18 protein-coding genes and 1 riboswitch are annotated in these 17,165 nt (G+C 54.3%); of the genes, 15 read left to right on the forward strand and 3 right to left on the reverse strand.

Annotated elements, in window-relative coordinates; all coding sequences use genetic code 11:
• Nucleotides 1-156: 156 nt before the first annotated feature.
• Nucleotides 157-1,116 (reverse strand): helix-turn-helix domain-containing protein, encoded by a 960-nt coding sequence (locus GT003_RS23635; protein ID WP_161702536.1) that lies wholly within the window; start codon nt 1,114-1,116, stop codon nt 157-159.
• Nucleotides 1,117-1,315: 199 nt separating this feature from the next.
• Between GT003_RS23635 and GT003_RS23640 the strand changes: the two genes are divergently transcribed.
• Nucleotides 1,316-1,717, forward strand: coding sequence for a hypothetical protein (locus GT003_RS23640; protein ID WP_161702538.1), 402 nt, complete (start codon nt 1,316-1,318; stop codon nt 1,715-1,717).
• A 52-nt stretch (nt 1,718-1,769) separates the two neighbouring features.
• On the opposite strand, the gene GT003_RS23645 is transcribed toward GT003_RS23640, so the two are convergent.
• Entirely contained in the window at nt 1,770-3,029 is a 1,260-nt protein-coding gene (locus tag GT003_RS23645) for a BaiN/RdsA family NAD(P)/FAD-dependent oxidoreductase (RefSeq protein ID WP_161702540.1), read from the reverse strand.
• Nucleotides 3,030-3,292: 263 nt separating this feature from the next.
• Here GT003_RS23645 and GT003_RS23650 point away from each other — a divergent pair, with 263 nt between their 5' ends.
• The 8 genes from GT003_RS23650 (at nt 3,293) to GT003_RS23680 (ending at nt 9,076) form a co-directional block, all read left to right on the forward strand.
• A complete protein-coding gene (locus GT003_RS23650) occupies nt 3,293-4,984 on the forward strand; it encodes an ATP-binding protein (protein ID WP_161702543.1) in 1,692 nt (563 codons plus the stop codon).
• Between the two features lie 121 nt (nt 4,985-5,105).
• Nucleotides 5,106-5,240: a hypothetical protein gene (locus GT003_RS32900; protein WP_275589185.1), complete on the forward strand. Its 135-nt coding sequence runs from the start codon at nt 5,106-5,108 to the stop codon at nt 5,238-5,240.
• Nucleotides 5,241-5,255: 15 nt separating this feature from the next.
• Nucleotides 5,256-5,666: a DUF3905 domain-containing protein gene (locus GT003_RS23655; RefSeq protein ID WP_161702545.1), complete on the forward strand. Its 411-nt coding sequence runs from the start codon at nt 5,256-5,258 to the stop codon at nt 5,664-5,666.
• Nucleotides 5,667-5,769: 103 nt separating this feature from the next.
• Nucleotides 5,770-6,204 (forward strand): BrxA/BrxB family bacilliredoxin, encoded by a 435-nt coding sequence (locus GT003_RS23660; protein ID WP_161702547.1) that lies wholly within the window; start codon nt 5,770-5,772, stop codon nt 6,202-6,204.
• Nucleotides 6,205-6,215: 11 nt separating this feature from the next.
• Nucleotides 6,216-7,025 (forward strand): NAD(+) synthase, encoded by an 810-nt coding sequence (gene nadE, locus GT003_RS23665; protein WP_161702549.1) that lies wholly within the window; start codon nt 6,216-6,218, stop codon nt 7,023-7,025.
• 209 nt (nt 7,026-7,234) lie between these two features.
• A complete protein-coding gene (locus GT003_RS23670) occupies nt 7,235-8,356 on the forward strand; it encodes an SGNH/GDSL hydrolase family protein (protein WP_161702551.1) in 1,122 nt (373 codons plus the stop codon).
• Nucleotides 8,357-8,375: 19 nt separating this feature from the next.
• On the forward strand, nt 8,376-8,771 hold the full coding sequence (gene acpS, locus GT003_RS23675) for a holo-ACP synthase (protein WP_161702553.1): 396 nt from the start codon (nt 8,376-8,378) through the stop codon (nt 8,769-8,771).
• Between the two features lie 80 nt (nt 8,772-8,851).
• Nucleotides 8,852-9,076, forward strand: a complete 225-nt coding sequence (locus tag GT003_RS23680) for a hypothetical protein (protein WP_161702555.1) — start codon at nt 8,852-8,854, stop codon at nt 9,074-9,076.
• Between the two features lie 120 nt (nt 9,077-9,196).
• Here GT003_RS23680 and GT003_RS32905 read toward each other — a convergent pair whose 3' ends face one another.
• On the reverse strand, nt 9,197-9,553 hold the full coding sequence (locus tag GT003_RS32905) for a c-type cytochrome (protein WP_161702557.1): 357 nt from the start codon (nt 9,551-9,553) through the stop codon (nt 9,197-9,199).
• Nucleotides 9,554-9,822: 269 nt separating this feature from the next.
• Between GT003_RS32905 and GT003_RS23690 the strand changes: the two genes are divergently transcribed.
• From GT003_RS23690 to GT003_RS23715, 6 genes are all read left to right on the forward strand, one after another.
• Complete coding sequence (locus tag GT003_RS23690) at nt 9,823-10,602, forward strand: AraC family transcriptional regulator (RefSeq protein WP_239566019.1); 780 nt, start codon at nt 9,823-9,825, stop codon at nt 10,600-10,602.
• Nucleotides 10,599-12,086 (forward strand): A/G-specific adenine glycosylase, encoded by a 1,488-nt coding sequence (gene mutY / locus GT003_RS23695; protein ID WP_161702562.1) that lies wholly within the window; start codon nt 10,599-10,601, stop codon nt 12,084-12,086. The genes GT003_RS23690 and mutY overlap by 4 nt, the downstream gene beginning before the upstream one ends.
• Nucleotides 12,087-12,193: 107 nt before the next feature.
• Nucleotides 12,194-12,826, forward strand: a complete 633-nt coding sequence (locus GT003_RS23700; protein WP_161702564.1) for a bifunctional 4-hydroxy-2-oxoglutarate aldolase/2-dehydro-3-deoxy-phosphogluconate aldolase — start codon at nt 12,194-12,196, stop codon at nt 12,824-12,826.
• 456 nt (nt 12,827-13,282) lie between these two features.
• Entirely contained in the window at nt 13,283-13,465 is a 183-nt protein-coding gene (locus tag GT003_RS23705) for a hypothetical protein (protein WP_161702565.1), read from the forward strand.
• An 8-nt stretch (nt 13,466-13,473) separates the two neighbouring features.
• On the forward strand, nt 13,474-13,857 hold the full coding sequence (locus tag GT003_RS23710) for a hypothetical protein (protein ID WP_161702567.1): 384 nt from the start codon (nt 13,474-13,476) through the stop codon (nt 13,855-13,857).
• Nucleotides 13,858-14,268: 411 nt separating this feature from the next.
• A riboswitch (cyclic di-GMP riboswitch) is annotated at nt 14,269-14,363 on the forward strand.
• Between the two features lie 76 nt (nt 14,364-14,439).
• Nucleotides 14,440-17,025, forward strand: a complete 2,586-nt coding sequence (locus GT003_RS23715) for a right-handed parallel beta-helix repeat-containing protein (protein WP_161702569.1) — start codon at nt 14,440-14,442, stop codon at nt 17,023-17,025.
• Nucleotides 17,026-17,165: the final 140 nt, after the last annotated feature.

The following is a 17,165-nucleotide window of genomic DNA, read 5'->3' on the forward strand; positions in this document are numbered from 1 at the left end:
GTACCTTTGCGAGTTTAAGCGGAATAACCGTTCCTCTGAATGATAGAGGCACGGTTATTTGTGCATGCTGAGGAAAAGGAACATTTGCCAAATAAAGAAAATAATCCGAACGTCATCCTAAAAGACTTCCGGTCACCCCCGTGCAGGTACGCTCTCTTACTTGTAAGGCTCCCATATGTCCGTCGGAGAGACGCCGAGCTCGTCGGCGATCAGCTGCGCGGTGAGCCGCTGCGGTCTCTTGATTTTGCCGTTGCGAATATTAGAGATGGTCGTCAGCGAGATTTGCGTATTCTCGGCTAACTGGGTGACGGAGACGCGTTTCTCGAGCATAAGCAGGCGCAGCTTGTACGAGGCATCCGAGCCAGCCGCCGGAACTTCGTGTTCGTTGACGGGGGCTCCTTCGATGACCTCTGCTTCTATGGCGGGTTCCATCGTAAGCACGAGGGCAGCGTAGCACCGGAAAGTCCCGTCGCCGTTGAAGAACGGCTTGACGAGGGAATGGATGCGGAACTGCTCATGGAACAGACGCAGCGTAAAATGAAACTCGCCGGTCTGCCGGCTGAATTGCAATTCCCGAAGCTGGTTCAAGACGCGCTCGCGATCCTGATCGGCGATGAACTGTTCGGGCTCCGTGCGGGAAAGCTCCAAATGATCGTACGCAATCGGACCGCGGTAGCCGCGAAGCGACAGGGCGGTCCCGGCCGGCGTCAGCCGCATGGAGACGAGCGCTTGGCGCTCATGCGCCGTATCCTCGATCCATTTGTCCTCCGACCGGTCATGAACGGTCACGATGAGGTAGGTATCTCCGGCGTCCATCGTCTGCTTGACATGAAACTCTCCGAACGAGGATGCTGAATCCGACAAGCTGAAGTATGATTCCGCGTAGGCCTCTAAATTATGGGAAGTGATAGAGTCGCATAAAAGATCGACGATCGACCACAGCGGCTTCGAGCCAAGCAAGGGCAGCGAAGCGATCGGCAGTCCAATCAGCTCTTCGCCGGCGCAGCCGGTGAGCGAATAGAAGGCCGCGTTGCAAGCATAGACATGACGACGGTTTTGATGGATTCGAACGACCATGATCGGATTAGGAGAATGAGAGAGTAGATCCAGCATCATCTTCAGCACCTCTGCTAAGTTGTGCTACAAGTATAGCATATTCGTATTCGGTATCGCCCCGAAGGATGGAGAACGAAGGAGCGTCGAGGAAGCAAAGACATGAGCCGCCGGCGACCGGTATGATGGACCGGTATGATGGACGGAACAATCGGGCACGCTATGCGGGTATGGAACATTTAGGATTAGGGGAGTGTCCGCAATGCACGAAGATACCGGTTTATTGTTTCAATTCGCCGATTCCAACGCTGCGTCGCTCGCAAGCGGCACGTTTCAAGAGCTAGGTTACGACCCTGTTATTCAGCAGGGCAGCGAGGTACATATTCATATGCGCGGGGACGATATTACGTCGGCGCTTGAAATCGCGCAGTCCCATGGGGGGCAGCTGACCGTGGAATCCTCCATTCCCGAAATTTCGCTGACGAACGAGGCTTACCGCATGGAAAATATTACGATTCCCGCGCATGTCGTAAACGAGGATTGGATCGCGCAGGAAGAAACGCCGGACAGCCTGCGTAATCATGACGACGACGCGCCGGAAGCAGACGAGTTCTTCCCGGATGACGGCTCGTACGGCTACTTCTCGGGCGATGTCCACATCTGAGATAAAGACGAAACAGGCTGACCGGTGCGTTCGCTCGCCCGGTCAGCCTGTTTCAATCGGCCAGCGCCGCATGGCTGCCGGCCGAGTAGCCGGTAGAGAACGCCGCCGTTATGTTATACCCGCCGGTATAGCCGTGAATGTCCAGCACTTCGCCGCAGAAATACAAGCCCCGCATCAGCTTCGACTGCATGGTCTTGGGATCGATTTCCTTGAGATTGACGCCGCCGCCGGTAACGAAGGCATCCTCCAGCTTCAACGTCCCGTAAGCCCGCATCGGGAAAGCCTTGATCAATTTCGCGAACGCAAGCCAGGCCTGCTTCGGAATATGATCGTACGTCAGCTGCTCGTCCAAGCCGGATTCCTTCAATAATACGGGAAGCATGCGCTCGGGCAGATAGCTTCGCAGCACGTTCTTGATCGTCTTCTTCGCCTCGTGCCCGGCCAGCTTCAGCGTCTCGTCGTAGACCTCCGCGGCTGATTGATCCGGCCGTAGATCGATGGTCAGCAAGGCATTGCGCGCGTCGCCCTTCTTCAACTCTTTGACGACGAATTGGCTGCAGCGCAGCGCGATGGGACCGGAGACGCCGAAGTGGGTGAAGATCATGTCGCCCCGATGCTCCGTCACGCGTTTGCCTTTCGCGTTCCACACGGACAGGCTGACGTCCCGAAGCGACAGCCCCTGCAGCTCCTTGCTCTGAATATAGGGCTCGTTCGACGTAATCGGCACTTCCGTCGGGAACAGCTCGGTTATCGAATGTCCGGCACGCTCCGCCCATGGATAGCCGTCGCCGGTCGAGCCCGTATGGGGGACGGATTTGCCGCCGGTTGCAACGATCACGCTTCTGCATGTAATCCTTTCGCCAGATGGCAGCAAGACGCCTTGCACGCGTCCGTCCTCATATAGGACCTGCTTAACGGGCGCATTTATCCGAATGTCCACGCCCTGCTTCCTCACCTGGCCGATAAGCGCGTCGACGACCGTTTTCGCTTTATCGCTCACGGGAAACATCCGGCCGTTGTCTTCTTCCTTAAGCGCGATGCCGAGGCCTTCGAAGAAGGCGATGATGTCCTTGTTGCCGAAACTCGTTAACGCGCTGTAGAGGAATCGGCCGTTCCCCGGAATAAACTTGATCAGCTCGTCGAGCTCCTTGTTGTTCGTCACGTTGCAGCGCCCGCCGCCGGAGATGCCGAGCTTCCGTCCGAGCTTGTCCCCTTTGTCCAACAGAAGGGTGCTCGCGCCGTTCTTGCTGGCCGCGATGGCGGCCATGAGACCGGCAGAGCCGCCCCCTATAATTATGACTTCGTAATTCATGCTTTTTCTCCTCGATTATCAAACGCATATAATGAAAGGTTACCGTTATCTATCATACTATCCAGTTTGGGGAGCGTCTACTCGGCGGCTCGTCTGTCCCTTTACGCCAATTCCATTTATATGGCAGAATATACCAATGTTAGTTTGGATGTTATTGAATCGGAAATACATTGTAAAAAGGATAGACCTATGATTTAATCGGATTAACAGGTAAATGGGATATACAATAACTGGGTTTCTTCTGAAGGGTGGGACTCAATTTTGTGTGGAAGCTAATTCTATTGCAATTCATTCTAGCTTTGCTTCCGGTATTTATATTTCAATTTTGGTATGACTACTCCAAACCATTCAAGAGGGTTCCTTACCTGCTCATTCTTTTCTGCGGCGCCTGCGTGACGCTTGGCATCGCGGTTTGCGCCGAGGTGAAAGGCTTCGACCTGGATTACCTGTATGCGCAGCTGATTATCGGTTCTTTATACGGAGGACCATGGGTTACGCTTGCGCTGACGGCCATTTATCTCTTCGCCGAACAGTTCATGATGGATGGCAGCTGGGGATGGATCGAGATGGCGGGCACGGTGCTGTTCGTGATTCCGATTATTTCCATGTTCAACCAACGTTTCTATCTCGTGGAGCGCAGGAAGAAATACCTAATCGTGTTCGGGTTAACGGCAGTCGTCCTGCTGATCCGATTCTGCGCCCTCATAAATTTCAATTACGCCCAGCATCCCGACATGCGCTTTGCCGACTATGCCGCCATTGCGATTCATCAGTTGGGATACTTCGTCATTATGGGTCTGGCGATCTTCTTCTCGGAACACTTCGTGCAGCATCAGCACGTGAATTACGAGCTGCACAAAATTTCGAACAGCTTTCGCATCGAGGTGCAGAAGCTGCAGCAATTTATTGAAGAAACGCCGCTTGGCGTCATCTTCGTCGATCAGGAAGGCACGATCACGCATATTAACGAGATGGCTATTCTCCTGCTGAAAGACAAGGTTGGCGGCAGGCAGCGGCAGGATCTGATCGGTCAGCCGTTTACGATCCTGTACGACCATATCGAGAAAGATGTCATGGGGCGTCTGCTCTATCAAGCGCTTAACGGCCACAAGATCACGACGGAATACGTGCAGGAGCAGGGGAAAATTTTCGTGAACTCCGGCATTTGCGTGCGCGATATTCAAAATAACGAAATCATCGGGGCGGCGATCATCGCTCACGATATTACGGAGCTGAACCGGCTTCGCGACGAGGTCGGCCGCATGGAGAGACTTAGTCTCGTCGGACAGATGGCTGCCAGCATTACCCATGAGATCCGGAACCCGATGGCGGTCATCCGGGGGTTCGTACAGCTTATGCGCGAACGAAGCCCGGATAATCAGAAGGAATACTACCGCATCGTCATGGAGGAGCTCGACCGGGCGAACAGCATCATCAGCGATTTCCTGTCCCTGGCCCAGAACCGGGTCATCGAGAAGAACAGCCAGTCGTTGCATGATATTATCAACGAGATTTTGCCGCTGCTGTGGGCGGATGCCAATATGCGGGGCCAATCGCTCGAGCTTCGCCTAACGGATCAGATTCCGATGCTGATGCTCAACGAGAAAGAGATGAAGCAGCTCATTCTGAACCTCGCCCGGAACGGGATGGAGGCGATGGACCAGCACGGCATTCTTTCTTTGGAAACGGCTACATTCGAGAACTACGTGGAGATGCGCGTCAGCGACACCGGCAGCGGCATCCCGCAGGAGAAGCTGGAGCATCTGTTCGAGCCGTTTTATACGACCAAATCCCACGGCACCGGCCTCGGGCTGCCGCTTTGCCTCAGCATCATGGAGCGCCACGGCGGCGTCATCCACGTGGATTCCAAGGAAGGGGCCGGCACGACCTTCATCGTCCGCTTCGACCGCAGCCGCAACGCATACGAAGCCGCGGCCGCGCTGAGCCGGGATTAACGAGAACAACCGAGCGAAACACGATACATAATGAATTGGAGCACATAGAGCCTGTAACGGATCAGGGGCGGATAAGCGGAATTCCGTGCGCGCATACTACCTTTGGAAGGGGGTGCCAGCAGTGGGAAACAATCCGCAGTCACGCAGCGAATCCGTTCAGGATGCGGCAGCCAGCAAGAAGAAGCAGGGCGGCAAAGCTCCTGAGTCGGAAGGCTACGACAAGAAACTAGACGGCCCTAATCGCCCTTCTATCTAAGGAAGGAGCACGGGCATGAGTCAACCAAACGAGCACGACGAGCATAACGGGCAGCAGATCCAAGGACCGGGAGCCGGCGGCGATGATCCGGAGCTGGATCCGTATGAAATCAATTTCCTGCCGGAGTTTCGCAGCGGCCGGGGGCCGAGGGCGCCTTTCGTCAACAGCAGCGGCGTCGTGATCGGCGATCATGCGTACGAGTCGCCGGAGTCGCCGCTCAGCAGCTGGACGGAAGAGACGGATCCCGCCGTCATGGCCGGAAGCGAGTGGGTGCATCCATTCAAGGACATCGGATTTCAGACCAGCGAGAACCGGGAATATTTCGAGCAGGGCATCGAGCCGGAAGCCGGCATCTTCGCGCATCCCGATAAGGACGCGGCATACGAGGCGATGGACGACGCCGAGCTGGACGATGATCCGCAATGAAGCACCGAAGCAATCGGGCGCAGACCCGGTTGCTTTTTCTTTGCTTTCATATAAGGAGGGGGGTATAATAGGAGGAAATTGAACTCATGAGGAGCGAACACATATGTCGATGTCTTTCGAACGTTATATGCTTGATATGGTGCAACCGATGCGCGACGACCTGACCCGAATCGGAATCGAGGAGCTGCGCACGCCCGAAGCGGTCGTAGAGAAGCTTCCGGATGCCAAGGGAACGGCCCTGCTCGTCATTAACTCCGTCTGCGGCTGCGCCGCCGGCCAATGCCGTCCAGGCGTTGCGCACGCGCTGCAATCCGATATCAAACCCGATCACTTGTTCACGGTATTCGCCGGCCAGGACAAAGAAGCGACGGCCAAAGCGCGCGAATACCTCGCGCCGTACCCGCCATCCTCGCCTTCGATCGCCCTGTTCAAGGACGGAGAACTCGTGCATTTCATCGAGCGCCACCAAATCGAGAACCGTTCGGCCGCCGATATCGCAGCAGACCTGACTTCTGCATTCGAGCGGTACTGCCAATAAGAGGTGAGAGCATGAGCTTGCAGGAACAGATCGTCAAAGAGCTTGGCGTTAAACCCGAGATCGATCCGCAGCAAGAGATTCGCAAGCGGGTCGACTTCCTGAAAGACTATGTACGCAAATCCGGCACGGCCGGCCTTCTGATCGCGATCAGCGGCGGGATCGACAGCGCGGTTGCGACCGGCTTGTGCAAGCTGGCGACCGACGAGCTGAGCGAAGAGACCGGCAAGGAATATATGACGCTCGGCGTGTTCCAGCCTTACGGCGAACAAGTCGATATCTCCGACAGCTACGAGGTCGCCGAAGCGTTCAAGCTGAAGCACCGCGTGGAGACCAACATCCAGGAGGCGGTCGACGAGATCGCCCTGGAAGTGGAGCACAGCCTGAAATCGATCGGCATCTCCCGTCACATCAGCCGCGGCGGCAAGGGCAACGTGAAGGCGCGTACCCGCATGGTGACGCAGTACGCGCTCGCGTTCGAGCTTAACCTGCTCGTCGTCGGCACGGACCACGCTTCCGAAGCGATCACAGGCTTCTATACGAAGTGGGGCGACGGCGCGGTCGACATCACGCCGCTCAGCACGCTGAACAAGCGCCAAGTTCGCCAAGTGGCGGCGGCGCTCGGCGTTCCGGGCGCAGTCGTGACGAAAGCGCCGACGGCCGGCCTTTGGGAAGGCCAAACCGACGAGGACGAGCTCGGCATCACGTATGACGAGAACAGCGATTACCTCGAAGGCAAACCGGTCAGCGACGCGGCACGCGAGAAGCTGGAGAAGCAGTACGTCAAGACCGCACACAAACGGAACACGATTCCGGGTATCTAAATAGCGGCATCGCGCAGAGCAAATACGCCCTTCGGCCTCCTTGGCCGAAGGGCGTTGCTTGTGCATGGATGCACCCGCGGCCGGCAGGCTATTCATCCGTCGGTTTGGCACCAACCGTATAATCGAACGATGCCTATTCCCGTATATGTCCCTCTGCAATTATTTGGTATGATAAGGACATTCAACCACATGGGGAGGAATTCGTCATTATGCATCCATCCGTTTGGCAGCATCGCAATCCGCTCATCCATACCGTCCGGGCACTCTCGGAAGGTCAACTGACCGTCGGATTCATCGGCGGCTCCATTACGGACGCCCGTCCGCGCAACAACTGGCCGGAGCCGGTCATCGGCTGGCTCGTCGAGCAATTCCCGCAGGCTAGGATCATCGTCGAGAATGCCGCGATCGGCGCAACGGGCAGCGAGCTGGCCGTCCTTCGTGCGAAGCGGGATCTCGTCGACCGCGGCTGCCAGCTGGTATTTATCGATTATGCGGTCAACGACTCCGGCGAAACGACCGAGAAGCGCGGCCGGACGAGGGAAGGCTTGATCCGCAAGCTGCTGGCGGACGGCAGCCGGGACGTCGTGCTTGCGCATACGTACATGCAGGACATGTACGCGGCGATGATCGCCGGCGGCGTGCCGGACTCCATCGCGGAGCTGGAAGAGTTGGCGGAGCATTACGGCATCGGCTCCGTCTGGATGGGACTGTATGCGCTGGATGAAGTGCGTAAAGGCCGGATGCGCTGGGAGGAATGGCTTCCCGACGGTTTGCATCCGACGAGCCGCGGCAGCTACAGCTATGGCCAGAGCATCATCGCTTTTCTGGAGCGGGAGCTTGGCGTCGCAGGAGGCGAGCCGAAGCCGGAGCGGACGGCGGGCGGACAGGCCGTAGACGGCAGCGGACTTCCCGAGCCCTTGAACCCGAAGCACTGGGGGGCGGTTGAGCTTCTGCCTCTTGCGGACATCAAGACAGAGGGGCCGTGGACGATTCGCCGCTGGCCGTTCTACGAATGGATCGACCAGGTGCTGGAAACCGCAGCGATCGGCGCGAAGCTGTCCTTTTCGTTTACCGGGCGGGGGCTGTCCCTCGGCTTTGATTTCGGAAAGCTGTCCGCCGAGTTCCGTTATCGGCTCGACGGCGGCGATTGGGTCGCGGTCAGCCGTAACCGGCCGGATTGGTGCGCGGACGAAGGCTGGTTCCATACTTGGTTCCTGGGGGACGAGCTGGAGCTGGGGAAGCATCGGATGGAGCTTGAAGTCATTCACGGCGATCGGCCGGAATGCAGAGGAACGAATTTCCGATTGGCGCTCATCGGCGTCATCGGCTAGGCGAGGCGGTTGAATAGCAGTGATTATCGGAATCGGACATGATCTCGCTTCGCTGGAGCGGATCGGAAAGGCATTGCGGGGATCCTACGGCGAGCGGTTCCGGGTGCGGATCCTGACGGCGAGCGAGCGCGAGATGTCTTCGGCATACACGGGCAAACGCGCCGTGGAATTTATCGGCGGGCGCTTCGCCGCCAAGGAGGCCGTCTCCAAGGCGTTCGGCTGCGGCATCGGCGGCGCGCTCGGCTTTCAAGACATCGAGATCGGCCGGGAAGCCGGAGGCAAGCCGGTCTGCAGGCTGTCTTCGGCAGCTTGGGGGCGGCTTGGACATCAGGACCGCGACATTGCGATTCATGTATCCATCTCGCATGACGGCGATTTAGCGTCCGCTTACGTTATCGTAGAACGCCTTATTTGAAGGCGCTCGCATACGATCGTCACCTTTTGCCCATAATTGGAATACAACAAAGCAATATCGGGCAAAGGGAAAGGCGGCGAATGGCGATGAGACAAGGGCTGCTCTCCAAACGGATGTTCAGAACCGGGCAGGCCGTTCCGCTTGAAGGTCTGTACGAGGATTTGTGGGGCTGCTGCCTTCCGCTGCTGCGGGATGTTTCGTTCCCCCCTCATCCGACGATGGGCGATTCCAAGTGGTCGTACAAGGGACCGCTTGGAATGGGTTTGCCCCATTGGAAGCGGGCTGCAGGGAAGGAAGCCAAGTAACCTAACGAGCGCATGATTGCGAAAGGCAAGAGAAAGATCCTTACGAGAGGCTGCGACGGCCTCCCGTAAGGATCTTTTTTCGTTGTTAATTCTACATCGCGCGGCCGATTCTGCTGGCTCTTACTTCTTGGCGCTAAGCCAGGCAGCCAGCTCTTCGATCTGCGAATCCTGCAGTTTACCGGAGAAGGGCGGCATCCCGCCGCCGCCTTGCTTGATCTGGGCGGCAATCTGCGCCTTGGACATGCGGTTGCCGACCTTCGTCAGGTTCGTGGAGTCGCCCATCCGTCCCTTCAGGTCGGTGCCGTGGCAGGAGATGCAATTGGATCTGAATACTTGCGGCGTATCGGACGCACCGGCGCCGAATGCCGACGCGGATGCAGGATCGTGTCCGCCCAGGAGCAGCATGGCGGAAGGAAACGCGAGCAAGAGAAAGCGAATGGTTCCGCGGACGGAAGGGATTAACGTAGGGTTGGTCACTTGGAAAAATCCTCCTTATGCGATGTCGATTTATGTAAATCATTCTTTGGTAGGAATATTTTGCTAGTCGGATGTGCATTGGTTCCTCTCGAAACGTTGCGTTATAATAGAGCGATATGTTTATGCTTTCCTAATTAACTTATTTCGGATGCGGAGCTGCGATGAAACACACCTACAGAACAATCATCCTACATTATTTTCACCGCTTTCATGCAGAAGTATCCATGGCCGCTTTTTCGAGCACGAAGCCAGGGCGAACATCCCATTTGATGCCGGAGTTTTACCGCTTCTGGTACGTTCGCGAAGGGGGAGGCGCGCTCAAGGTAGATGGCCGGGAGGTCGAAATGAAGCCTGGCCAGCTGTACCTGATTCCGCCGAATACGTTCCAGTCGTTCGCTGCCGAGCCGCATGTGACGGTCAGCATGTACTGGTGTCATTTCCGCGCATCCATCGGGGACGCGGAGATGTTCGACTTGCTCAAGCTCCCGCTCTACGTCGTGCCGGATCAGGAAGAACGAATGGTGCTGTTATTCGAGCAATTAATCGAGGCTTACCGTTCCCTTCGGCTGACGAAGGAACTGCGCACGCGCGCGAAGCTGCTTGAGATCTTGGCTGTATTTCTGGAACATGGCGGCATTAACGAAGCAACGGTGCGCGAAATCGAACCGTTCGAGAAGCTCGATGCCGTGTTAAAATATATCGAAGAGCATTTGTCCGAGCGAATCGCCGTGGAGGATTTGGCGAGGCTCGTTTATCTTCATCCGAACTATTTTATCGGCTATTTCAGAAATCTGATGGGACATGCCCCTGCCCAATACGTGACGATGCGAAGATTGGAACGCGCGAAATTGCTGCTGGAGCTCAGAGAAGAGCTCAGCATTACCGACATCGCCCAGCAGGTTGGCATGCAGGGTCATTATTTGTCCCGCATGTTCCGGCAATACACCGGATTGACCCCGAGCCGTTATCGGCAGATTTATTGCGACGGGGCGAAGGGAATCTCCCATGACGACGACGAGGAAGACGAAGAAGGAAGTGAAGACGCATGACCACGGAAGCGGCAAGCTATTTCAGCCGTGAACTGCTGGGGTGGTACCTGGCCAACAAAAGAGATTTGCCTTGGCGGATGAACCGCGATCCGTATCGCGTCTGGGTATCGGAAATCATGCTTCAGCAGACGCGGGTGGATACCGTGATTCCGTATTACGAACGGTTCTTGGAGAAATTCCCTACCGCTTCCGCGCTGGCGAATGCGCCGGAGCCGGAGGTGCTCAAATGCTGGGAGGGGCTCGGCTATTATTCGCGGGCCAGGAACCTGCAGGCGGGAGCGCGCGAGGTAGTGGCCCGCCATGGCGGCGCCGTGCCGGATGACAAGGAAGCCGTCTCCGCGCTTCGCGGCGTAGGCCCTTATACGACGGGCGCGATCATGAGCATTGCGTTCAACCGGCCGGAGCCGGCGGTCGACGGCAATGTCATGCGCGTGCTGTCGCGGTATTTCTGCCTCGAGGAGGATATCGCCAAGCCCGCAACGCGAATCGGCATCGAGAAGCTGGCGGCATCGCTTATACCGGAGGGCTCGGCAGGCGACTTCAACCAAGCGCTCATGGAGCTCGGCGCGCTCGTATGCACGCCGAAGTCGCCTGGCTGCTTGACCTGTCCGGTGATGATGCACTGCGAAGGGCGCATGGCCGGCAAAGAGCATGTGCTGCCGATCAAGACGAAGGCAAAGCCGCCGCGCCGGGAGACGCGGATCGCGGCATTGATTACCGGCAGCGGCGAGCATGCGGGCAAGCTGCTCGTACGCCAGCGGCCCGAGAGCGGCCTGCTCGCTCAAATGTGGGAGCTGCCGCATGTGCTGGCGCCCGATGCGCTCGGCGCGGCAGCGCCCGCCAAGCGGCGTGGCCGCAGCAAGGCGGGAGCGGCCTTGAATGCGGCCGCGGTGGCTGGCGAGCTGCAGTTGGCTGCGCCTGAGGAAGCGTCTGCGATTGTATCCGTTTCTGTTTCCGAGGCATCGGCCGCAGTACGCGAGTCTGCAGCGGGTTCGGAGCTGGCGGCGTTCGCGGAGCCGCTCTTGCATGCAGGAACGGCTGGCGCGGATGGACCGCCGGATGCCGGCGGCAGCTCGGATCGCCGCGCGTCGATGGCGGATTTCCTGAGCCGGGCTTTGTCGGCGGAAGACGGGCTGCTCGTCCGGCCGGAGGCTTGGTGGGGCGAGACGGACCACGTCTTTAGCCATATCGTTTGGGACATGCAGGTGTTTCGGGCTGAGTTCGGCTTCTGGCAGACGACGGGCAAGGTAAATACGACAAGCGCGGCAGGTGAAGCGGCGGCTGATGAAGCAGCGGGCACAGTAATTGCTGCAGGTACAGCAGGGACCAGTCTGTTCGAAGCTATTACCGAAGCTTCGGCTCCATATGGAGATGACCGGGCGCCGGCCCATTACCGATGGATCGGTCCCGAGGAGATGCGGACGCTCGCGTTCCCCAATGTGTTTATCCGCATTTTGCAGGATTACTGGCGCGATTTGGATTGATTCGCCGATAGGCTCGTTCTACAATGGTTATGGATGTAAGACGTGCTGCGCGCGTGGCTGGCGCAGGATTCATAGACGGAACGAACCGATGGGATGGAGGCTGAACCGTGAGCGCAATGCTTGATAGATTGCAGCAGGAGAAGATCGTCGCGATATTCCGCGGCATCGAGGATCAATATGCGGACCAAGCGGCCGAAGCTTTGCTGAGCGGCGGCATCACGCTGATGGAAATTACGATGAACACGGCCGGCGCGGCCGGCATGATCAACCGCTGGCGCGACAAGTACGGCAGCCAGGCGGGGATCGGCGCGGGTACGGTGCTCGACTTGGAGATGGCGAAGGAAGCGGTCGCGGCAGGAGCGCAGTTTCTGATCTCCCCGAATCTAGACGAGTCCGTGGTCGATTACGCGCTGAAGAACAACGTCTCGGTGTGGCCTGGCGTCATGACGCCGACGGAAATCGTGCGTGCCTGGAAAGCCGGCGCGGAAGCGGTGAAGGTGTTCCCGATGGCAACCCTCGGCTGGAAATACCTCGCCGAAATCCGGGCGCCGCTGGACCGTATTCCCATGATGGCGACGGGCGGCGTCGATCTGGACAATATCGCCGATTATTTTAAAGCCGGCGCGTGCGCGGTCGGCATGGGCAGCAAGCTCGTCAACCTCGACTGGGTGCGCGGCGGACGTTTCGATCTGCTGACCGAACGCGCGAGACAGTTCGCGGACGCGGTGAAAGCTTTGTAAGGCAGATGTAATCCTATTGAGATTGTAGAAGGTATTTCATAGTGATTACAGAACATCATAGGATGGATAGGAATTCAGTGAAATATGGATTAAAGGAGCGCGGCAGCTGCCGCGCTTCTTTGTTTTCCGGGTAAACTCCGCAGCAGGCCCTATATAAACAAAAAGGCCTGCGGCATATCCGCAGGCGCAAGAGAGAAAATATATAATAAAGGGGGGTCATGTGTTTATTATAGAGTCGGATTATGAAAGAAACATGAAGGGAATATTACAATTCCATTACAGAGCGCTAAAGGTTTGCTAAAGGTTAATATATTGATGAGAAAGAATAAAGTTTTTTAATGAAAATAAAGTTCTTTAACGTCAAATAAGGTTCTTTAGTGCCCATAGCTCGCGAAAGATGAGGACGGTGACGGCAAGCCGGACCGCTATAGCTTGTCAGGTATGCCGAGGGAACAAATGCTAAAGCTGATGGCGGAGTCGAGTTATGAGCATTTTGTCGATGCGGCAGGGAAGAAAGCATCGTTTGATACCGGGGATTTTGCAGCACTGCTGGAGAATTTGAAAGGCTTGTATGACGATGGTATGGTTAGCGAGGGAAGGCCGGGGCCAGGCCAGCAAATGTTCGGCCATATGATTTGATGATGCCGATGGATATGATCATGTTCCCGGAGATAATGTTCCAAGTCAACAGCGATGTATTCCAAACCCGATCAGGCGGCGAAGCTAAAGGGATGACATTCGGAAGTGAGCTCATGCTTGGATTGAACGCGAATTCAGGTGCGAAGCAGGAGGCTTGGGCATTCATGAAATACTTGCTCTTTGCGGAGAGGCAGGGCACGCCGGGCATGATGGGTTTCTCGGTAATTAAGGATATGACGGCTAAGCAGGTTGAAGAGTCGAAGATAATGTTCGAGAGCGGGAATATCAAGCTCGCCGGCCCGGATGGCGAGATACGCCTCCTGCCATTACGGATGCGGATAACAAGACCATCATGGACACGATTCCATGGATTAAGCGGCTCGTCGAGGTAAACGGAGCGATTGTCGCAATGGGGAAAGAAGAGGCGGAGGCATTCTTGGAAGGACGCCAATCCGCGGAGGAAGCAGCCAAGAAACTTCAGAATCGGGCAACGATTTATTTGAACGAATAGGACATTCGTTCGATATAGCCTGATAGTCATAGAAAGCTTCCTTGATTAATGATGGGGTACTTCCATCTTTCGGGGGGTTTTTGTTTTTTGGATGCCTTTTCGACTGAGCGTCGTCATGGTCTGGGCCATGATTCCAAGGTCTTTTAGATCATGTGATTAATAACGTCGTGAGAAGGTGGAGGTTTTTTTGATAATATAGTAATTTATGCTCATGATTTTTAGTATAAACATGATTATTTGATTCTTTAGTCTATGGACAAGTGTAGGTTTAAGTCGTATATTGGAAGAAAATAAACCGAAAAGGCATAGCTTGGGAAACCAAGTGACGCAAAGCTAAAGGGGCTTCGTTTGCGGGATCTTCCGCAAAAAAGCTAGCCAGTTACCGAAGTTGCGATATCGTGTTGCACACGGATACCCAACTTAGGGTGTCTTTTTTTTCGGGCAGAGAGGGAGTTTTGTCCGTATGAGAGTTAAGAGAAGTAGACAAGTCCAAAGAGTAAAGCATCTCCCCTACTTTAGTCTGATTACTATCATACTTTTTAGCTTGTTGCTTAATGTCGGATTTGCCGCGAAAGCTTATGCCGACGCGCGAACGTTTTACGTGGCTACGACAGGAAATGACAGTAACCCGGGTACGTTGGACGCGCCTTGGAGAACGATTCAAAAAGCCGCGAATTCCGTGCTTCCGGGAGACACGGTGTTCGTCAGAGGCGGCGTGTACACCGAACTTGTGTCCGTCAACGTGTCAGGCAACTCCACGGGATATATTACATTTCAGAATTTTACGAACGAAACGCCTATTTTAGATGGTACAGGCCTGGCGCCGTCTGGTACTAAACAAGCGTTATGGATGTTATCCAACGTCAATTACGTAAGAGTTAACGGCTTCGAGATCCGCAATCTTTCAGCCTCAACTAGTTCATTAGATCCTGCCGGAATAAGGATAGTAAACGGCGGAAGCAATATTCAAATACTAAACAACAATGTTCACGATATAAAAAACACTTCCGCTTCGGGTAATGCCCATGGCATTCATGTACTAGGAAATACGTCGACTCCGTTGACCGGTATCATGATTCAGAATAATGAAATTCACCATCTCGTTACGGGCTGGAGCGAGTCGCTTACGTTAAGCGGCAATATTGACGGGTTTTCAATCACAAACAATAAAGTTTACAGTAACAATAACATTGGCATTGAATTAGCAGGGTTCTATAATGCATGCTCGAGTTGCATCGACCAGGTGCGTAATGGCACGGTGGCGGGGAATACGGTTTACGGAATCGATTCTTCCACGAATGTGGCTTACGGCTCCAATGTTCACGCGGCAGGAGGCATTTACGCTGACGGAGCTATGAATATCACGATCGAACGAAATGTGATTTTCAATAATGACTTCGGTATTGAATTAGCGAGTGAGAAGTTAGGAAAAGCCACCACTAATATTACGGTGCAAAACAACTTTATTCACCACAATTATGGCGCAGGCTTACTACTAGGCGGATCGAGCTCGTCGAATGGCGGCGCTGCCCAAAATTTAATTTACAATAATACGTTCCTGGAAAACGACGCTCTGAAGCAAGGCTACGGTGATATTACTCTTCAAAGCAATACTACGAATAACGTAATTGCAAATAATATTATCTTCAACAACTCGCAAAAAGTTTCCATAAACAAAGTTAACAAAACAGGCTCGGGGAACAAACTGAACTTTAATTTGTACTTTAATCCGAATGGAGCATCCGCAACGCAATGGAAATGGGATGGAATCGTTTATACTTCATGGAGCGCCTATAAGAAAGCAACAAGTAACGACGCCGATTCCTCTTTTAGCGATCCCTTGTTTGTGGATAAAGCGAATCTGGATATCAAGTTGAAATCAGGCTCCTTGGGTATCGACAAAGGCTCTCAGCAATATTTGCCAAGCACTTCGATCGATTTGTACGGTCAGGCAAGAATTCAAGGTCAAGCAATTGATATTGGCGCGACGGAATATGTTCCATCCGTTGCGGACAAACCAACCGTAATCGAGGAAAGCATAGATTGGAACAAGGTTAGCGTTCTAGCCACTGGAACAGATAATGCAAAGAAAATAAAAGCTTTCAGAGGGAAATCAAGCTTGAATATTTCCATAGAAGGATCTACCATCGATAGCAAAAGCCAGATTTTCATTAATAGTGATAACAATAAAAGCACTGGTTTCGCAGCCCCTTATTGGCAGGAGAGTGGTGCGGAATATATGCTGGAAAATGGAACGTTGTATCGTTATGGGGAGAAGGCCGGCACCAATTGGTCCTGGACCAAAGTTCAACAGTATAAAGGTACGCCTAATTTCTCCGTATCGAGTGCGCTTCTTGTGGCGACAATTCCTTACACCGATATGGGGGTCACCAAAGATACGGCAATCAAAATCGGTTATGTTTGGAACGATTCGAAGACTATTAAACTACCAGCTAGCGGAAGTCTTCTGGATGTTGCCGCGCTGACTTTTGAAATGATACCGGATTCGACTCCAACACCAGACCCAACACCAACACCAGTACCGGAACAACCTGCATCAGTGCCCGTGCCTGAAATTAATATCTTGATTGATGGGAAGGCGGATGAATGGAGCGGGGTTGCTACTGCAGGAACAGGAACGTTGATGGCTAAATCATTAAAATTGTATAACAAGGACTCGAGTTTGTACTTGCTCGTGCAAGGTGAACAGCTTACTTCAAAAGGCCAGTTTTACATCAACTCCGACAATCGCAGCGAGACAGGATATCAAGTGAAGAATAGCAGCGTTACCGGTGCCGACTACTTGATTGAAAATGGAACGTTATATCGATACAGCGGAGCGGGAACGGACTGGGCGTGGTCAAAAATGTCGGATTATAAAGGAACGTCAAACTACGTGGTAACTCAAACCGTGATTGAAGCAAGGATACAACTTAGTGATTTGGGAATTGTTAAAGAGAACACGATAAGTATCGTATTTCTAAGAAACGACAACATTTCCGATCAAATATTGTTGGATGGCAAGGCTCCGACTTATACGCTAATCTAAATAGAAGCTCATTTTGTGCAAACGACGACATTTATTCCTTTTTTGGAATAGGAGTCGTCTTTTTTTGTTTAAATCTCCCTTTACGAGTATTCAATTCGTCGGTTGCATTCGTCGTCTTATAGTCCTGGAAGTATAGTATA

The sequence above is a fragment of the Paenibacillus sacheonensis genome, from assembly GCF_009909195.1.
In the GTDB taxonomy this organism is placed as follows: domain Bacteria; phylum Bacillota; class Bacilli; order Paenibacillales; family Paenibacillaceae; genus Paenibacillus_Z; species Paenibacillus_Z sacheonensis.

Coding starts and splice junctions, on each gene's coding strand:
- GT003_RS23635 (WP_161702536.1), bottom strand. CDS start 1,116: ATGATGCTGGATCTACTCTCTCATTCTCCTAATCCGATCATGGTCGTT.
- GT003_RS23640 (WP_161702538.1), top strand. CDS start 1,316: ATGCACGAAGATACCGGTTTATTGTTTCAATTCGCCGATTCCAACGCT.
- GT003_RS23645 (WP_161702540.1), bottom strand. CDS start 3,029: ATGAATTACGAAGTCATAATTATAGGGGGCGGCTCTGCCGGTCTCATG.
- GT003_RS23655 (WP_161702545.1), top strand. CDS start 5,256: ATGAGTCAACCAAACGAGCACGACGAGCATAACGGGCAGCAGATCCAA.
- GT003_RS23660 (WP_161702547.1), top strand. CDS start 5,770: ATGTCGATGTCTTTCGAACGTTATATGCTTGATATGGTGCAACCGATG.
- nadE (WP_161702549.1), top strand. CDS start 6,216: ATGAGCTTGCAGGAACAGATCGTCAAAGAGCTTGGCGTTAAACCCGAG.
- GT003_RS23670 (WP_161702551.1), top strand. CDS start 7,235: ATGCATCCATCCGTTTGGCAGCATCGCAATCCGCTCATCCATACCGTC.
- GT003_RS23680 (WP_161702555.1), top strand. CDS start 8,852: ATGGCGATGAGACAAGGGCTGCTCTCCAAACGGATGTTCAGAACCGGG.
- GT003_RS23690 (WP_239566019.1), top strand. CDS start 9,823: ATGCCGGAGTTTTACCGCTTCTGGTACGTTCGCGAAGGGGGAGGCGCG.
- mutY (WP_161702562.1), top strand. CDS start 10,599: ATGACCACGGAAGCGGCAAGCTATTTCAGCCGTGAACTGCTGGGGTGG.
- GT003_RS23705 (WP_161702565.1), top strand. CDS start 13,283: ATGCTAAAGCTGATGGCGGAGTCGAGTTATGAGCATTTTGTCGATGCG.
- GT003_RS23710 (WP_161702567.1), top strand. CDS start 13,474: ATGGATATGATCATGTTCCCGGAGATAATGTTCCAAGTCAACAGCGAT.
- GT003_RS23715 (WP_161702569.1), top strand. CDS start 14,440: ATGAGAGTTAAGAGAAGTAGACAAGTCCAAAGAGTAAAGCATCTCCCC.